Here is a 16,836-nt window from a genome sequence, read left to right as displayed (position 1 = left end):
AACCTCGCCCAAAGGCGAGGTTTTTCTATATACATACCATTATTTTTTCTTTTTTACTTTACCGTTCCACATTTTGAAGCCGCCTTTTAAATCATAGATTTCTTTAACACCGTGGCGACGAAGCATTTGTGCTGCACGTCCTGTGCGCATTCCGCTTTGACAATAGATGTACACAGGCTGATCTGGACGAAATTCTTTAATGCGCATACGGAACTGTGAAAGAGGAATATTTCGTGCGCCTAAAATATGTCCGTTTTCGAATTCATTCGGTTCGCGAATATCAACTAGCTGTGCCTTGCGGTAGCCGCTGCGGAATTCTTCTTCAGTTAACGTTTTCATAATGCGACGTTGGATAAAGAACATAACGACAGAGTATATGATGATTACTCCAAGTAAAATGAGTACTGCTGTAATTGGTGACATGCTGATTCTTCCTTTCTTCGACAAAATCCATACTCTTATTATATAAGTGAATGAAATTAGAAGTAAAGCGATTTTGCCTTGAATCTAGCGGATTTCTTCCCCAAAATGAAAAAACTACCACATTTGAATTCGCAGTTTTATGTTGCTCTTTGCTTTTCCTTAGCTCAATCTTTTGGTAGACTAAAAAACGGATTTATTTTTATATTACATATAGCTGAGGATGAGGTAGATGAAAGCAAAGTGGAGATTTATTGATTCCAACAACCGTTCGCCTTATTACAATATGGCGTTAGATGAAGCGTTATTAGAATGGCATAGTAAAGGAGAAATTCCACCTACGATTCGTTTTTACGGATGGAACCCTCCAACGCTGTCAATCGGTTATTTTCAAAAAGCTGAAAAAGAAATTAACTTTGATAAAGTAAAAGAATTAGGATTAGGCTTTGTGAGACGTCCAACGGGCGGCAGGGGCGTGCTTCATGATGAAGAGCTTACTTACAGCGTCATTGTATCTGAAGAGTATCCTAATATGCCTAAGACAGTTACAGAGGCATATCGCGTCATCTCTGAAGGTTTACTGGAAGGATTTCGTTCGTTAGGGCTCGAGGCTTATTTTGCTATTCCTCGTTCAGAAGAAGAAAAAAATAGCTTAAAAAACCCTCGTTCGTCCGTGTGCTTTGATGCTCCTTCTTGGTATGAACTTGTTGTAGAGGGCCGCAAAATTGCTGGAAGTGCCCAAACTAGACAAAAAGGAGTTATTCTACAGCACGGCTCTATTCTGTTAGAGATTGATGAAGATAAATTATTCAGCGTGTTTAATTATCCAAATGACCGCGTGAAAGAAAGAATGCAGCGCGCATTTCGTTCTAAAGCGGTAGCCATCAATGCAATTGCGGGCCGCAAAATTTCTATCGAAGAAGCAAAAGAAGCGTTTTATAAAGGATTTGCTTCTGCTCTTGATATCGATTTAGAACCGTATACACTATCTGAAGAAGAGGAAGCATATGTAGAAGAACTAGCGCGCACAAAGTACGGATCGGATGAATGGAACTTTAAGCGCTAAACGAATGCGGATGGTAAATAGATAAAAGTGCAACTTCTTATAAGTTGCACTTTTTATTGGAATTTTTAGAAACAATGCTTGGCTAATAGAATACATACGGAAGAAAAGTCAAACACTTTTTTTACGAAAAAAAAAATATTTCACTTGACACCCTTCTATATGTAGATGTTTGGAGAAGTGTCAAATACTATATATTGAATTCGTCCAAGCCGTGTGGTAAGTTATTGATAGTTGATTGAAAAACTCTATTTCCTTTAAAAGGAAAAAGAGTTAATAAATTTATAGATGTTCGATAGGTAAGGAGTTGTGAGAATGACTGTTTTGTTAAATCAAAAAGTGAATATGAATGTTGAAAAGCTCAATTCAGATATTGAACGCTTTCCGCAAGTACATCCGATTACACCGGATATGAAGTTAACTCATAAAGGTGTTTCAAGATTGGTAATGTTAGACCGCTATGCGTTTAAAGATACGGAAAAATTAACGTTATCAGAAGGAGATTTTGTTGTTCTAACTGTAAAGGAAGACCCAAAATTTCCAGCACGAGGACTTGGCTATGTGGAAAGCATTAATTTTGAGCAAAAAACCGCTGTTGTCAAGGTAGAAGATGAGTTTAGAGGAGCTTTATCACCTGAAGAAGCAGAAAATGGGTTAATTACTCGTTCTTTAGATGTCATTGAAAAACCTCTAGAGGTCTTCTATGAGCAAATTGCAAAACGTAATGCAACAGGCTTAGCTTCTGTGGAAAAAACAGAAGAAAAGCGCAAAGAGTGGTTTGAAAAGTTCTATCAAGAGCTTGTTCAGCTAAACTTTGTACCAGCTGGCCGCGTTCTTTACGGTGCAGGTGCTGACACGGACGTAACGTACTTTAACTGTTACGTAATGCCTTATGTAAAAGATTCACGTGAAGGTATTTCAGAACACCGCAAACAAGTAATGGAAATCATGAGCCGCGGAGGCGGTGTTGGAACGAATGGTTCAACTCTTCGCCCGCGCAACACGCTGGCTCGCGGTGTAAACGGCAAATCATCTGGTTCGGTTTCATGGTTAGATGATATTGCTAAACTGACGCATCTTGTTGAGCAAGGTGGGTCGCGTCGTGGGGCTCAAATGATCATGCTTGCCGACTGGCATCCTGACATTGTAGAGTTTATTATTTCTAAAATGCAAAACCCTCGCATTTTACGTTTCTTAATTGAAAACACAAATGACGAAATGATTAAAAAGCACGCGCAAGATAAATTGAAGTTCACGCCGCTAACAGAGTCTGAAGAAGCAATGTACCAAGGAATCATTAACTATAAACAAATTCCTGGTCTTGGTGGATTTAATGAAAAAATCATTAAAGATGCAGAAGAAAAGCTGCAAACAGGCGGAACGTACAGCGTTCATAACTCAGAGTTTTTAACAGGAGCAAACATTTCTGTATGCTTAACAAAAGATTTTATGGATGCTGTTGAAAACGACGGTGAATACGAACTTCGCTTCCCAGACGTAGAAAGCTATTCAAAAGAAGAAATGGCTAACTACAATGAAAACTGGCACGAAGTAGGCGACGTGCGCGAGTGGGCAAAACAAGGAAACAAAGTTCGTACGTACCGTACTATCCGTGCAAAAGAGCTATGGAACTTAATTAATATTTGTGCAACGTACTCAGCTGAACCAGGCATTTTCTTCTTCGACAATGCCAATGACATGACAAATGCTCAAGCATATGGTCAGCACGTTGTTGCAACGAATCCATGTGGTGAATAGTTTGCCTCATGTAAAACATTGCGGAATAAAGCAGGAACCCTGAGATGGGAATCTGAACCGAAGGCTAAACGTAAAGGTTTAGTCAGGGGCAACGCATAGAAGCTGATCCTGTATAACAGACTATAATGCTTCCACGAGGCCGCAACGTTACAATTTTCTAGCCGTATAGGAACTGCCTTGAAAACTCTTGCAAAGGGGCGTATCTAGTGAACAGAGGGTATGCTGGATATTATAAAGGTATTTACTTAAGAAGTTCTTATGAATATGCTTACGCAAGGTATCTTGACTATATGAGAATAAGCTGGCTTTATGAAGTAGAGGTATTTGACGTAGGATTTAAACTATTTAAACCAGATTTTTTTATTACAGATAAATATGGTGACACAGTTGAAATAGTCGAAATTAAATCTAAATGTCAAAAAGAAATTGATATAGCCAAAAAATCTCTAAATATAGTTTCTGAAACTTATGGTATTAAATGCTCTTTAATATCTTATAAAGAATTGTTAGTTATCTATCGTGCTTTGCCATTTAGTTTAAATTCAGTCATTGACCAATGGATCAATTCAGAGGCTACGACTATCCTTAAGTCATTGAAAGGTGAATTAAACGGTCATTATAATATGAAACATACTGAAGAGGCTAAAATAAAAATAGGCAAACATACTAAGGCTTTATGGGCGAGTAATGGTATAGCTAAAGTTAAAATGATAGAAGGCCTAAGAAAAAGTGGCTTGTCTCAAAAAGGTAAAATTAAGGTAGGAAGAAAAGTTATTTGTTGCTTGAAATGTGGTGAAGAGATGGAAGTGTTGATTACTACAAAGAAGCAGTATTGTAGTAGACATTGCAGTGGAGCAGTAGCTATTAAAACAGCTACTCAAGCATATGTTCAACATAGAAAAATTCTCCACCAACAGATTAAAAATCATGTTGAATCATGGTCTAAAGCAAATGCACCTTTAGTAACTTCGATTCCTTTAAATGAAATTTCCACATACCTTAAACCTTTAATGGACGAGATAGCCCAAATCTATGATGTAAAAGATATAAGAGTTATTACCAAAGCTGTTTTAGGAAAAGATCAAGGTAGAAAAGCATTAATGTTGTACTTGAAAGAAATGGCTGAATAATTGTAACGAAAACGTATGCTGAACTTACGTAAATATGAAGCGTAAGAGGTAGAGGATAAAAAGCCTTTACGATAACAAATTTGGAACAACCACTTGCACCATTCTCTGTTTGTAACTTAGCTGCTGTTAACTTAGCGCAAATGGCAGATAAAGAAACAAAAACAGTTAACTTTGAAAAGCTACGTCAAACGGTTGAAACGGGCGTTAGAATGCAAGATAACGTTATTGATGCAACTCCTTATTTCTTAGAAGAGAACCAAAAGCAAGCGCTTGGCGAACGCCGCGTTGGTCTTGGTGTAATGGGTCTTCACGATCTTCTTATTTATTGTGAAACAGAATACGGCTCTGACAAAGGCAATGAGTTAGTAGATAAAGTGTTTGAAACAATTGCCACGACGGCTTACCGCGCGTCTGTAGAGCTTGGAAAAGAAAAAGGAAGCTTCCCGTTCTTAGTGGGCGAAACAGATGCTGAAACGGCTTCTTTACGTGAAGCATTCACAAATACAGGCTTCATGAAAAAAATGCCTGAAGATATTCGTGAAAACATTAAAGAGCACGGTATCCGAAACTCTCATTTATTAACAGTAGCGCCGACAGGCAGTACTGGAACGATGGTTGGAGTATCAACGGGTCTTGAACCTTATTTCTCATTCTCATACTTCCGAAGCGGTCGTTTAGGTAAGTTTATTGAAGTGAAAGCTGATATCGTTCAAGAGTATTTAGATCAGCATCCAGAAGCAGATCCAAACAATCTTCCTGAATGGTTCATTTCAGCTATGGAACTTGCACCACAAGCTCACGCGGACGTGCAATGTGTGATTCAGCGCTGGATTGATAGCTCAATTAGTAAAACAGTAAACGCTCCTCGTGGTTACACGGTAGAGCAAGTTCAAAAAGTGTACGAGCGTCTGTATAAAGGCGGAGCAAAAGGCGGTACGGTGTACGTAGACGGAAGCCGTGATGCACAAGTCTTAACGCTAAAAGCAGAAGAAAATACATTTGATGAAGAAATTGAAGCGCCAAAAGAAGAAACAAAACCACACGTTGTGTTAGTTGATACAATTAATGAAATTCGTTCAACTGATGTAACAATCGGTTCTGAAGTAGGTAATACGTGTCCGGTTTGCCGTCAAGGAACGGTAGAGGAAATGGGCGGATGCAACACATGTACAAACTGTGGTGCACAGCTGAAATGCGGCCTTTAATTTTTAATCATGATTGACTAGTAAAAGCTGACTCAAGTGAGTCGGCTTTTATTATGTATGAAAATGGGGCATAAATAAGAAGCGGGAGAGAACGGTTCTTGTATTTGAATAAGCATTGTAGTATGATTTTAATTGAATGTCTTTTATCCAGTTTTATCTTATGACATCGCTTTATTTACACGTTTTTTTCACATAGATTATCAAACATGAACACGATATCACTATAAGAAACAGACATTTATGACTTATTATTAGCAATACATAATATTAATTGGGGGAGATTTCATGCCTACACCGAGTATGGAAGATTATATTGAACAAATATATATGCTAATTGAAGATAAAGGATACGCTCGAGTGTCTGATATTGCTGATGCATTGGCGGTTCACCCCTCATCTGTAACAAAGATGGTTCAAAAACTAGACAAAGATGAGTACTTAATTTATGAAAAATATCGAGGCCTTGTTTTAACAGCTAAGGGACAGAAGATTGGAAAACGTCTTGTTTATCGCCACGAGCTCTTAGAGCAGCTATTGCGAATCATTGGCGTGGATGAGAAGAATATTTATGATGACGTAGAAGGAATTGAACATCATTTAAGCTGGAATTCCATTGATCGAATTGGGGACTTGGTTCAATACTTTGAAGAAAATCATAACCGTATTCAAGATCTTCGCAATGTACAGAAACGAAATGAAGAAGAGCAAAAATTATAAGGAAAAAGCAGCGGCCAATAGCGTCACTGCTTTTTTTCTTTTTATCATAACTTGTTGCTGAGTCGACTACAAATGTAGAGTAGGTAGTTTGGAGGAGAGGCTGTGTACGTCGACGGAGTATTTTCAGGTGGCGGTATTAAAGGGCTTGCACTGATTGGTGCGTTACAAGCTCTAGAAGAAAAAGGCTTTATTTTTCGGCGGTTAGCGGGAACGAGTGCGGGTTCCATTATTTGTGCATTTGTAGCAGCTGGTTATACAAGTGAAGAAATCGTTGAAATGATGAATGAAATTGAGTTATCTTCTTTCCTAGATCAAAGAATGTCCTTTTTACCATCGAGCTTGACAAAATGGCTGTTTTTATATTGGAAAATGGGATTATATAAAGGAGAAAGGCTTGAAAAGTGGATTGCTGAGAAGTTGCGGAGCAGAGGAATTCGTACATTTGCTGATTTGCCTGATCAGTCGCTGCGTATTATTGCGTCAGATTTGACCAACAGTACGATGCTTGTTCTTCCAGATGATTTGCCTAAATATCACATTGATCCGAATCGTTTTTCTGTAGCAAGAGCCGTTCGGATGAGCTGCAGCATTCCATATTTTTTTGAGCCGGTTAAATTAAAATCTACTCCAAGCAGTTTAATAGTCGACGGGGGAGTGTTAAGCAACTTTCCAATTTTTTTATTTGATGATGATAAAAGTTTGAAGAAACGACCGGTAATTGGTGTGAAGCTGAGTCCGAAGGACGAAGAGAGAGAACGGAATAAAATTAAAAATGCCGTTGGTTTATTCAGTGCGCTTTTTGAGACGATGAAAGATGCGCACGATGCAAGACATATTTCAAAACGTCACGAAAAAAATATTATCTTTTTACCTGTTAATCAAGTTTTTGCGACAGAATTTACCCTCACAGAAGAACGGAAGGAAGAGCTGATTGCGTTTGGCAAAAAGCGTACAAGGGCATTTTTGAAAAAATGGTGCTATTAAAAAAACAAGGAGGCTTTTCTCCTTGTTTTTTTAAAAGAATGCTCTATTTTTCTTTTTTCCTTTTTTACCTTCGATGACGGTCAAGTGTGAGTTGTTTTTCTTTTTCTTTAGCGGTTTCGTTGATTTGGATACCGGGCGCTTATTTGAGCTTCGGTACGTATGCATATCAACTTTGTTGCTTCCTCGCTCTTTTTCTTTTTGACGCAGTTTCGATTGCTTTACTGCGCGCACATAGCCTCTATCTTGACCTTTTGTCTGAGAAGGGCGGAGAATAAACCGATAAACTAAGTAAAACAAAATGATAAACAGAAAAATATAACCTGCTTGACGTAATAAAACAGCTGGATCTGTAATCAACGTAAATGCAAAGCCAATGACTCCTAACCCGATTAGACCATATACAAGTGGTTTCACGAATGGACGTCTCATTTTGTTCACCTCCTAAAATAGTAAAAAAAGAAAGCAAAACGGTGTGGATTAGACAACTTGTTCGTCAGTGGTAGAAGAAAGTTCATTTTCAACGCGTAAAAGTTCTTTAAATGAAGCAATCGCAACTTCAACTTGATCATCTTTTGGTTCTTTGGTTGTTAAAAGCTGAAGCCATAAACCGGGATAACCTAAAAAGCGAAGAAGAGGGACATGACGAACTTTATTGGTTAACTGTAACACTTCAAATGATAAACCAAGGACAACTGGAATTAATGCAAGGCGATCCACAATTCGTAACCAAAGAGGATCCGTTGGAACTAGTAGGTAGACAAACATTCCTACAACTACGGTAAAGAGGATAAAGCTACTTCCGCAGCGATAATGAAGTCGAGATTGTGCTTGAACGGCTTCTACCGTAAGTTCAGCATTGTTTTCATATGCATTAATGACCTTGTGTTCTGCTCCATGATATTGAAACACCCGTTTAATAAGTGGCGTTTGTGAAATCACATAAATATAGCCAAGGAGCAATAATAGTTTAAATACTCCTTCAATAAAAACTTGAGCTACACTTGAAGTGAAAACAGGACGTGTCAATTGTGCTAAAAACACAGGAATCAATGTAAATAGTACTTTCCCGAAAAGAAAGGATATTACACCAATAGTTGCAACGCCAAATATTAAAGATAGTTTTGATTCTTTTTTCTCTTTTTGTTGTTCTGCTGCTACTTGAGCATCATCTTCTGGATTCACGTCATAGCGTTCAGAGGAAAAGTTCAAGTGCTGCGTACCGTTTGCACTGGCTTCAACAATAGCAGCAATTCCTCGTAAAAAAGGAATTTTTTTTAAAGCAGTGAGTACGGAATTTGATTTTCTTTTTGAATGAAAATAATCAATAGATTGATCTTTGCGGCGAATAGCCGTCACCATCATACGTTTGCCACCGAACATGACACCTTCTATAACGGCTTGACCACCATACGCAGGTTTTTGTAATTTAGACATTTCAGGCACCAACCTAACTTAACTAGACTAGACTTCTTAGTATTTTATATTCTACAGCAAAATCAAATAAACCTCTAGGCGGATGCATGTTATCTAGTTTAGCCAATATTTTTCATCTCCACACCCTTCATATGAATTTTTTTCCTTTCATTTATAAAATTTGTTTATGAAACTCTGTGCGAAGTAGTTTTAAAATGTCTCTGCGATATCAGGCGCCCTTCTTGCGTATAGGAAGAGTAATAAACGTAAAAACTTAGAAATGAGTCGGTAGGAAATGAGAAAAAAGTTCATACTACATCAAGAGGTGATTAATATGTCAGAACCTAAAGAACAGCATGAAAAAAAACAGGATAACCAACCTACGCATAAACAGGAAATATCTTTTTTATTTAAAGCCATCTTTATTTCCTTTTTTGGAGGGGTTTTCTGGAGCTTTATTGGCTATTTAAATTATCTGTTTAGCTTTAGTGTTATCAATCCAAATATGCTTTTAGATCCATGGGCATTAGGTAATTGGAAGGATAAAGGAATAGGTGTTATCGTCAGTATTTTTCTCATAGGGGTATTATCTATTGTTGTCGGGTTGTTATACTACGTCCTATTAAAGAAGTTTAAAACAATTTGGATAGGTTTTGCTTACGGCTTATTATGGTGGGCAATCGTATTCGTTGTTTTGAATCCGCTCTTTCCTAACTTGAAAACAATTGGAGAGCTTCCAGCTAACACAATTATTTCATCCCTCTGTATTTATATTTTATATGGTGTATTCATCGGATATTCCATTTCTTTTGAAGCGGCAGAGCTTCAAACAAAAGATGAATCTACAGATTTTCAAACGGCGAATAAGTAGTGTGAATGTTCCAACGTATGCTAATATATTCTATATAATGATTTAAAAAGAAAAATAAAGTGTAAATTCACACAAGTGAGCTGCATAAAGGGTTCGTAGTAGGGGAGAGTGTTGAAATAAGATGAATAAAATTTTAGTAATAAACGGTCCTAATTTAAACCGTTTAGGCGTACGCGAACCAGCGGTATATGGGACAGATAATCTTCAAAATCTTGAAGAGAAGCTTCAGCGAGCAGGCAGAGACCATGGGGTAGAAGTTGAGTGCGTACAGTCTAATCACGAAGGTGTAATTATCGACTGGATTCACGAAGCGGATGAGAAGTTTGATGGGATTATGATCAATCCTGGTGCTTTTACTCACTACAGTTATGCCATTCGAGATGCGATTGCCAGTATATCTGTTCCTGTTATTGAAGTGCATATTTCGAACGTACATAAGCGTGAAGAGTTTCGCCACCATTCGGTGACGGCACCTGTTACGCATGGTCAAATTGTCGGGTTAGGTTTATACGGATACGAGCTTGCTCTGCAGGCACTTTTACAATTAAGGGGGAAATAAAATGAAAATCGAAAAACTACGCGAACAGTTTTCAAAGTTGAATGTAGACGGTGTTGTCGTTACAAGTGAATATAACAGACGCTATATGACCAATTTTACAGGATCTGCTGGTGTCGTTATCATTTCTGAAGACAAAGCGGCATTTGTAACAGATTTTCGTTATGTTGAACAAGCAACTAGTCAAACAGAAGGTTTTGATATCGTTCAGCACAAGGGTCCTATTGTAGAAGAAGTAGCGAATGTAGTGAAACAATTTGGAATTAAAAAGCTTGGTTTTGAACAGAATTATGTTACATATGGACAGCATCAATTATTTGATAAGCATATCGGAGCGGAACTTGTTCCAATCTCGCACGCAATCGAAAACTTACGCTTGATAAAGAGTGACTCAGAGATTAAGATATTAAAGGAAGCTGCAAAAATAGCAGATGCAGCATATGAACATATTTTAACCTTTGTTCGTCCTGGTTTAACAGAGCTTCAAGTATCGAATGAACTGGAGTTCTTTATGAGAAAACAAGGCGCAACATCTTCATCTTTTGATACAATTGTTGCTTCAGGGCATCGCGGGGCTTTACCGCATGGTGTTGCTTCTGACAAAGTAATTGAAAAAGGCGAACTTGTAACGCTTGATTTTGGCGCATACTATAATGGTTACTGTTCAGATATCACACGAACATTTGCCGTCGGTGAAGTAAGTGATAAGCTAAAAGAAATTTATAATGTCGTACTGCAAGCAGAGCTTAACGGAATGAACGGTATCAAAGCAGGTATGACGGGTAAAGAAGCAGATGCGCTAACGCGTGATTATATTACAGAACACGGATACGGCCAGTATTTTGGACATTCGACCGGTCACGGCGTAGGGTTAGAAGTACACGAAGGCCCATCGCTTTCTGTGAAATCTACAGATGTACTGCAGCCAGGTATGATTGTAACCGTTGAACCAGGTATTTACATACCAGACTTAGGGGGCGTTCGTATTGAAGATGATACGGTCGTCACAGCAGAAGGTAATGAGGCATTATCGCACTCATCAAAAGAGTTCATTATTTTATAAAATGTAGGAGGATTTCTTCATGATTTCAGTAAATGATTTTCGTACAGGTTTGACAGTAGAAGTAGACGGGGGTATTTGGCGTGTAATGGATTTCCAACACGTAAAGCCTGGTAAAGGCGCTGCATTCGTTCGCTCAAAACTACGTAACCTTCGTACAGGAGCTGTGCAAGAAAAAACGTTCCGTGCAGGTGAAAAGGTAGGAAAAGCTCAAATTGATAATCGTAAAATGCAATATCTATATGCAAGCGGCGATCAGCACGTATTCATGGACAACCAGTCTTATGAGCAATTAGAGCTTCCGGCGAGTGCAATTGAATATGAGCTAAAATTCTTAAAAGAAAATATGGAAGTCGCAATTATGATGTATCAAGGTGAGACATTAGGTGTTGAACTTCCAAACACAGTTGAGCTTAAAGTAACAGAAACTGAACCTGGTATTAAAGGTGACACAGCTTCTGGCGGTACAAAACCAGCAACTGTTGAAACTGGTTTAACAGTAAACGTTCCTTTCTTCGTAAATGAAGGCGACGTATTAATTATTAACACAACAGACAGCAGCTACGTATCACGCGCGTAATTCGGTCGTGTAAGCAAGCTGCAAACACACGAAAAAGGCAGAGAATGATTCTCTGCCTTTTTTGTGTGTTTTTTTGTGCTAACCCTTCCTTATTTTGCATAGGTTGTACTAAACAACGCAGAGATATAGGAGGGGCTTATGAAGCAGTGGTTGGATCATTTAAACGGTACGGTATTAACGATGGCGTGCCTTCGATTTATTTCTTCATTTATTGAGTTTATTGCCGCTATTTTAATTGTCACAAACAATGATGTGAAAAAAGCGTTAATGATTAATGGAATGCTAGCGCTTGTTGGTCCGATTGTAATGGTGAGTTCTTTCACCATTGGTTTAGTGTCCGTAGCAGATCAATTATCTTTTGGAAAATTAATCATGATTGTAATAGGAGTGCTCTTCATTTTAATCGGTGTTTTTAAATAAAAGGTAGGCATAAAATGGTCAAGCTCATAATACATTGAAGTGAGTTCAAATATGAGGGGATGAATATGTTAAACGAAATACTTGCAATTTTTCCGCCTAATTTAAAAAAGACTGTTGAATTTTATGTCACAAACCATTCTCATGTGCTAGAAGAAATTCGAGTGCGCATAGGAAGACCTGTCGAATTTACAATCAACAATCAGCCTTATTTCGAATCGTATCTTCCAAGTGCAGAAGATGCTTTATTTATCTTAAATAAACTAAGCCAGTTTTCGATTTATATGATTGAAGAAGAATTAAAAAAAGGATATGTCACCATTGAAGGCGGACACCGGGTTGGACTAGCGGGAAAAGTTGTAACGGAAAATGGACAGGTTCGTGTGATTCGTGATGTATCATCCTTTAATATCCGGATTGCTAAACAAAAGATTGGCATTTCGAATCAGCTTATTCCTTTTTTATACAATCGCTATTGGCAAAGTACGGTCATTATAGGACCTCCTCAAACAGGAAAAACAACCATGATTCGTGATTTAGCCAGAGTAATAAGCACTGGCATAGAGCGCTCTAAGATTCCTCCGTTTAAAGTAGGGATTGTAGATGAACGATCAGAAATTGCTGGGGCTGTTAAAGGGGTTCCTCAGCATACATTCGGATCTAGAATGGATTTATTAGATAGCTGTCCGAAAGCTGAAGGCATGATGATGATGATTCGCTCCATGAGTCCCGATGTACTGATCGTGGATGAAGTTGGAAGTGAAGAAGATTGTAAGGCCGTACTTGAAGCCGTTAATGCTGGTGTTCGTGTCATTATGACTGTTCATGGGTATGACATTGACGATTTAATGAAGCGTCCCACTTTGAAAGCTTTAATGAAACTTCACGTATTTAAAAGGTATGTTGTGCTATCGAACAGCCGAGGTCCTGGAACACTTCAGGCTATCTATGATGAGCATTATAACTCCATGAAATTGACCGCTGAAAAGTCGCTTATTGAAAATAGTAAAGGGTGATGGTGTATGAAACTGTTTGGTGCCATCTTTATCTTATTTGCTTCCACTTACACAGGATTTGAGTTTGCAAAGCAGCTTAGCGAAAGACCTAGGCAGCTCAGGCAATTAAAAACGGCTCTTCGGTCGTTAGAAGCGGAAATTATGTATAGCAACCGGCCTCTTCAAGAAGTTGCTCATTTGTTATCTCTACAGCTTCCTAACCCTTTAGCTTCTTTATTTAGTGAGTTTTCAATGAAATTAAAAGAAGGTACTGAAAGTGTCAAGGAAGCTTGGGAAAAGACGTTGGACCAATTTTGGAAACAAACCGCACTTAAAACAGGAGAACTGGAAATCTTAAAACAATTTGGTGAAACGCTTGGTCAGCATGATCGTTATTCGCAGCAAAAGCATATTTTGCTGACGCTGAACCATCTCGAACGCGAAGAACAAGATGCAGTCGATAAGCAGAATCGCTATGAAAAAATGGTTAAAAGTTTAGGCTTTCTATCTGGATTGCTACTGGTCATCCTATTGATGTAGCGATGGAGGAGGATTGAATGTGGGAATTGATATGAACACCATTTTTCAGATTGCTGGGATTGGTATCGTCGTAGCTTTTTTAGTCACCGTACTCGAACAGATGGGAAAAAAAGATTACGCGAATTGGGTTACCCTCATCGGTTTTATTTATATTTTATTTATGGTTGCTTCGATTGTGGAGGACTTATTTCAAAAAATCAAATCGGTTTTTTTATTTCAAGGGTAGAGGGGTGATTCGCCATTGAAATGCTTCAAATTGTGGGCTTAGGATTAGTAGCGACATTTTTGGCACTCATTTTAAAAGAACATAAATCACCTATTGCTTTTTTACTTGTCGTATTCGTGGGATCCGTGATCTTTCTTTTTTTAATTGATCAAATCTACGAGATTATTAAGATGGTCGAGCGGCTGTCGATCAATGCTCACGTTAACATGATTTATGTGGAAACCATTTTGAAAATCATTGGTATTGCCTATATCGCCGAATTTGGTGCTCAAATTACGAAAGATGCAGGACAAGGTGCCATTGCTTCTAAAATTGAATTAGGTGGAAAAGTGCTGATTCTCTCCATGGCAATTCCTATTTTGACGGTCATTATTGAAACGATTATTTCAATGCTGCCCAATTAATTTTACTTAATATGAGGTGACGAAATGAAGCGGTGGACGTTTAAAGTGAATATACTCGCTCTTCTTTTGTTCCTCTTTTTTTTCTTTCCAGAAAATGTACAAGCTTCCGAACCCCCGAAGCAGCAAGAACTTGTCAATGAACAAATTGATAAGCTCGGTATCGATGAAGTCAAACAGTTTTGGGACGATATTATTACCCAATACGGCGGCTTTTTACCCGAGAGTCAGAAGGGAAGTTTAGTCGATTTTTTAAAAGGAGAAAAAGAGTTCTCTCTTAAAGAATGGCTAGGAGGTCTTGTAAAGTTTTTATTTCACGAAGTATTAGCGAATGGAAAGCTCCTCGGTACACTCATTATGCTAACGGTTTTTAGCGTGTTTTTGCAAACGCTCCAAAGTGCGTTTAATCAGCAAACCGTAAGTAAAGTAGCGTATGCGCTTGTATATATGGTTTTGATCATCATTGCTCTTAATAGTTTTCAAATTGCTATTTCTTATGCAACAGGAGCGATCGAGACCATGACCAAATTCATTTTAGCTCTGGTGCCGCTGCTGCTTGCCTTAATGGCATCATCAGGAGGAGTTGTATCGGCAGCCTTTTTTCATCCGATGATTTTGTTTTTAATGAACACCAGCGGTTTGCTTATTCAATACGTAGTGATGCCGCTGCTTTTTCTTTCAGCACTGCTTAGCATTGTGAGTACGATTTCAGATGAGCATAAGGTTACACAGCTTGCTCAGCTGTTGAGAAATATAAGCATTGGCGTGCTTGGAATATTCCTAACTGTTTTTTTAGGTGTGCTATCCGTCCAAGGTGCCACATCAGCTGTTGCTGACGGTATTACGATTCGAACGGCAAAGTTCGTCACAGGGAACTTTATACCTGTTGTAGGACGTGTGTTCACAGATGCGGCTGATACAGTCATCAGTGCCTCGCTTCTATTAAAGAATTCAGTAGGGATTGCTGGAGTAGCAGTCTTACTGTTAATCGTCGCATTTCCGGCTATTAAAGTGTTAACGCTCGCTTTTATCTATAAGCTAGCAGCAGCTCTTCTTCAACCCATTGGAGGAGGACCGGTTATTTCCTGCTTGAGCATTATCAGCAAAAGCGTCATCTATATTTTTGCGGCGCTTGCTGTTGTCTCGCTTATGTTTTTCTTATGTTTAACGGTCATCATTACAGCGAGCAACGTCACAATGATGGTGAGGTGAAGAAATTGCAGGCCTTAACGACGTGGATTACGAATATCGTTCTTTTTATCTTATTAGCTACCATTATTAATTTACTGTTGCCCAATTCTAGTTTTCAAAAGTATACGAAGCTGGTGGTTGGACTTCTTTTGATGCTGATTATTATTACACCCGTTTTTCAAATTTTTAAAGTGGATGTTAATCAAATGCTGAAATCACTTAGCTTATCATCTATTCGATCCGATCAACAGGTAGAAAATTCAATAGAAAATCAGAAAAAAGAAATACAAGCTTCACAACGTGCATATATTTTAGAACAAATGGCTGTCCAAATGGAGGCAGATGTAAAAGAGGAGTTGATGGATCAGTATGGTGTAGCAATTGATCGAATTCACATTGAAACAAAAAAGCCGAACGACGAACCTACCGCTGATAATATTAAATCCATTTCAGTTGCCGTAAGTAAAAAAGCATCGGGTGATTCCGAGGTTGTTTCAGCTGTGAAAGTTATTTCTATTGATACCTCCACACCGATCGAAACAAACAAACCAACAGAATCCAAGAAATTATCCAACTATTTAGCAGCAAAATGGGATGTAAAACAAGGCCAAGTTGTTGTGAATATGGAGGAGGGAGACACGAAATGAGTCAAAAGCCAGAAAAAGGTGACCCATCATTTTTTCAGCGGTTCTTTTCACTTAAACAGTCATCAACTACGAAGAAACCTTCAAAGTTAATGTATATAGGTATTTTACTAGCTGCAGGCGTTATCTTTATGGTATTTAGCAACTCACTCACAACATCTATGAATTCAGGCGGATTATTAAAGAGTGCAAGCAAAGAAACCAGCGCACCACCCGTATCACAAGATATTCCCGCTTTTAGCTCCAAAAAGACAACAACGATGACAGGTTATGAAGAGCGGTATGAGGAAGAATTGAAAGATATTTTAGATCAAGTTAGAGGCGTAAGTAAGGTAAAAGTAATTGTGAACCTAGATGCAACAGAATCCAAAATATATGAAAAAAACAGCGTGACAAAATCGCAAACGACCAACGAGACGGACCGTGAAGGAGGGACTCGTAAAGTTGAAGATTCCTCAACAGATGAACAGCTGGTCATTGTAAGAAGTGGAGAACAAGAAAAGCCTGTTGTAGTCAAAACCGAAAAGCCAAAAGTCAGAGGTGTGTTAGTTGTCGCTAAAGGAGCTGATAATATCGAGGTAAAGAAATCTATTATTGAAGCCGTGACAAGAGCGCTCGATATACCAAGTCATAGAGTAGCAGTATTAGCGAAAAAAGGATGAGGG

The 16,836-nt window shown here is 38.4% G+C and carries 19 protein-coding genes and 2 pseudogenes; 18 read left to right on the top strand and 3 right to left on the bottom strand.

What is annotated here, in order from left to right; all coding sequences use genetic code 11:
• Nucleotides 1–39: 39 nt before the first annotated feature.
• Nucleotides 40–423: a rhodanese-like domain-containing protein gene (locus ACMX9J_RS13400; protein WP_049166196.1), complete on the bottom strand. Its 384-nt coding sequence runs from the start codon at nucleotides 421–423 to the stop codon at nucleotides 40–42.
• 229 nt (nucleotides 424–652) lie between these two features.
• Here ACMX9J_RS13400 and ACMX9J_RS13395 point away from each other — a divergent pair, with 229 nt between their 5' ends.
• The 6 genes and pseudogenes from ACMX9J_RS13395 to ACMX9J_RS13370 all read left to right on the top strand — a co-directional run bounded on the left by ACMX9J_RS13395 (nucleotide 653) and on the right by ACMX9J_RS13370 (nucleotide 7,277).
• The gene (locus tag ACMX9J_RS13395; RefSeq protein ID WP_013085005.1) at nucleotides 653–1,486 is read left to right on the top strand and encodes a lipoate--protein ligase family protein; all 834 of its coding nucleotides are present in this window, start codon (nucleotides 653–655) and stop codon (nucleotides 1,484–1,486) included.
• 312 nt (nucleotides 1,487–1,798) lie between these two features.
• Nucleotides 1,799–3,238, top strand: a pseudogene (locus ACMX9J_RS13390) (vitamin B12-dependent ribonucleotide reductase); the annotation flags it as partial.
• A gap of 209 nt (nucleotides 3,239–3,447) precedes the next feature.
• Nucleotides 3,448–4,371, top strand: a complete 924-nt coding sequence (locus ACMX9J_RS13385) for a restriction endonuclease (protein ID WP_416225840.1) — start codon at nucleotides 3,448–3,450, stop codon at nucleotides 4,369–4,371.
• An 83-nt stretch (nucleotides 4,372–4,454) separates the two neighbouring features.
• Nucleotides 4,455–5,576, top strand: a pseudogene (locus tag ACMX9J_RS13380) (hypothetical protein); the annotation flags it as partial.
• Nucleotides 5,577–5,861: 285 nt separating this feature from the next.
• Nucleotides 5,862–6,293 carry a transcriptional regulator MntR gene (gene mntR / locus ACMX9J_RS13375; RefSeq protein ID WP_013085004.1) on the top strand — a complete coding sequence of 144 codons (432 nt, stop codon included), beginning with the start codon at nucleotides 5,862–5,864 and terminating at the stop codon, nucleotides 6,291–6,293.
• A gap of 102 nt (nucleotides 6,294–6,395) precedes the next feature.
• Entirely contained in the window at nucleotides 6,396–7,277 is an 882-nt protein-coding gene (locus tag ACMX9J_RS13370; protein ID WP_028411603.1) for a patatin-like phospholipase family protein, read from the top strand.
• A 30-nt stretch (nucleotides 7,278–7,307) separates the two neighbouring features.
• Here ACMX9J_RS13370 and ACMX9J_RS13365 read toward each other — a convergent pair whose 3' ends face one another.
• The gene (locus ACMX9J_RS13365; RefSeq protein ID WP_013059160.1) at nucleotides 7,308–7,706 is read right to left on the bottom strand and encodes an SA1362 family protein; all 399 of its coding nucleotides are present in this window, start codon (nucleotides 7,704–7,706) and stop codon (nucleotides 7,308–7,310) included.
• 48 nt (nucleotides 7,707–7,754) lie between these two features.
• Nucleotides 7,755–8,711, bottom strand: a complete 957-nt coding sequence (locus ACMX9J_RS13360; RefSeq protein ID WP_014458240.1) for a DUF1385 domain-containing protein — start codon at nucleotides 8,709–8,711, stop codon at nucleotides 7,755–7,757.
• Between the two features lie 313 nt (nucleotides 8,712–9,024).
• On the opposite strand from ACMX9J_RS13360, the gene ACMX9J_RS13355 reads away from it, so the two are divergent.
• The 12 genes from ACMX9J_RS13355 (at nucleotide 9,025) to spoIIIAG (ending at nucleotide 16,833) form a co-directional block, all read left to right on the top strand.
• Nucleotides 9,025–9,561 carry a YqhR family membrane protein gene (locus ACMX9J_RS13355; RefSeq protein ID WP_033579707.1) on the top strand — a complete coding sequence of 179 codons (537 nt, stop codon included), beginning with the start codon at nucleotides 9,025–9,027 and terminating at the stop codon, nucleotides 9,559–9,561.
• A gap of 121 nt (nucleotides 9,562–9,682) precedes the next feature.
• Nucleotides 9,683–10,120 (top strand): type II 3-dehydroquinate dehydratase, encoded by a 438-nt coding sequence (gene aroQ / locus ACMX9J_RS13350; RefSeq protein ID WP_013059157.1) that lies wholly within the window; start codon nucleotides 9,683–9,685, stop codon nucleotides 10,118–10,120.
• A 1-nt stretch (nucleotide 10,121) separates the two neighbouring features.
• A complete protein-coding gene (locus tag ACMX9J_RS13345; RefSeq protein ID WP_033579709.1) occupies nucleotides 10,122–11,180 on the top strand; it encodes a M24 family metallopeptidase in 1,059 nt (352 codons plus the stop codon).
• Nucleotides 11,181–11,199: 19 nt separating this feature from the next.
• Nucleotides 11,200–11,757, top strand: a complete 558-nt coding sequence (efp, locus tag ACMX9J_RS13340) for an elongation factor P (protein ID WP_013059155.1) — start codon at nucleotides 11,200–11,202, stop codon at nucleotides 11,755–11,757.
• Nucleotides 11,758–11,895: 138 nt separating this feature from the next.
• Nucleotides 11,896–12,177 carry a YqhV family protein gene (locus ACMX9J_RS13335; RefSeq protein WP_028411599.1) on the top strand — a complete coding sequence of 94 codons (282 nt, stop codon included), beginning with the start codon at nucleotides 11,896–11,898 and terminating at the stop codon, nucleotides 12,175–12,177.
• A 65-nt stretch (nucleotides 12,178–12,242) separates the two neighbouring features.
• Nucleotides 12,243–13,190, top strand: a complete 948-nt coding sequence (spoIIIAA, locus tag ACMX9J_RS13330) for a stage III sporulation protein AA (RefSeq protein ID WP_047749845.1) — start codon at nucleotides 12,243–12,245, stop codon at nucleotides 13,188–13,190.
• Between the two features lie 6 nt (nucleotides 13,191–13,196).
• A complete protein-coding gene (spoIIIAB, locus tag ACMX9J_RS13325; protein ID WP_028411597.1) occupies nucleotides 13,197–13,709 on the top strand; it encodes a stage III sporulation protein SpoIIIAB in 513 nt (170 codons plus the stop codon).
• A gap of 19 nt (nucleotides 13,710–13,728) precedes the next feature.
• Nucleotides 13,729–13,935, top strand: coding sequence for a stage III sporulation protein AC (spoIIIAC, locus tag ACMX9J_RS13320; protein WP_013059151.1), 207 nt, complete (start codon nucleotides 13,729–13,731; stop codon nucleotides 13,933–13,935).
• A 20-nt stretch (nucleotides 13,936–13,955) separates the two neighbouring features.
• Complete coding sequence (gene spoIIIAD / locus ACMX9J_RS13315) at nucleotides 13,956–14,339, top strand: stage III sporulation protein AD (protein WP_013059150.1); 384 nt, start codon at nucleotides 13,956–13,958, stop codon at nucleotides 14,337–14,339.
• Between the two features lie 24 nt (nucleotides 14,340–14,363).
• A complete protein-coding gene (spoIIIAE, locus tag ACMX9J_RS13310) occupies nucleotides 14,364–15,548 on the top strand; it encodes a stage III sporulation protein AE (protein WP_013059149.1) in 1,185 nt (394 codons plus the stop codon).
• Nucleotides 15,545–16,174, top strand: a complete 630-nt coding sequence (gene spoIIIAF, locus ACMX9J_RS13305; protein WP_224980536.1) for a stage III sporulation protein AF — start codon at nucleotides 15,545–15,547, stop codon at nucleotides 16,172–16,174. Before spoIIIAE ends, spoIIIAF begins: the two co-directional genes overlap by 4 nt.
• Entirely contained in the window at nucleotides 16,171–16,833 is a 663-nt protein-coding gene (spoIIIAG, locus tag ACMX9J_RS13300) for a stage III sporulation protein AG (RefSeq protein ID WP_028411595.1), read from the top strand. The genes spoIIIAF and spoIIIAG overlap by 4 nt, the downstream gene beginning before the upstream one ends.
• Nucleotides 16,834–16,836 lie beyond the last annotated feature (3 nt).

This window comes from Priestia sp. RMT2NF4, from assembly GCF_047872835.1.
Lineage (GTDB): Bacteria > Bacillota > Bacilli > Bacillales > Bacillaceae_H > Priestia > Priestia zanthoxyli.
The sequence above is the reverse complement of the archived record's forward strand: the minus strand, read 5'-3'. Positions and strand labels throughout refer to the sequence as shown.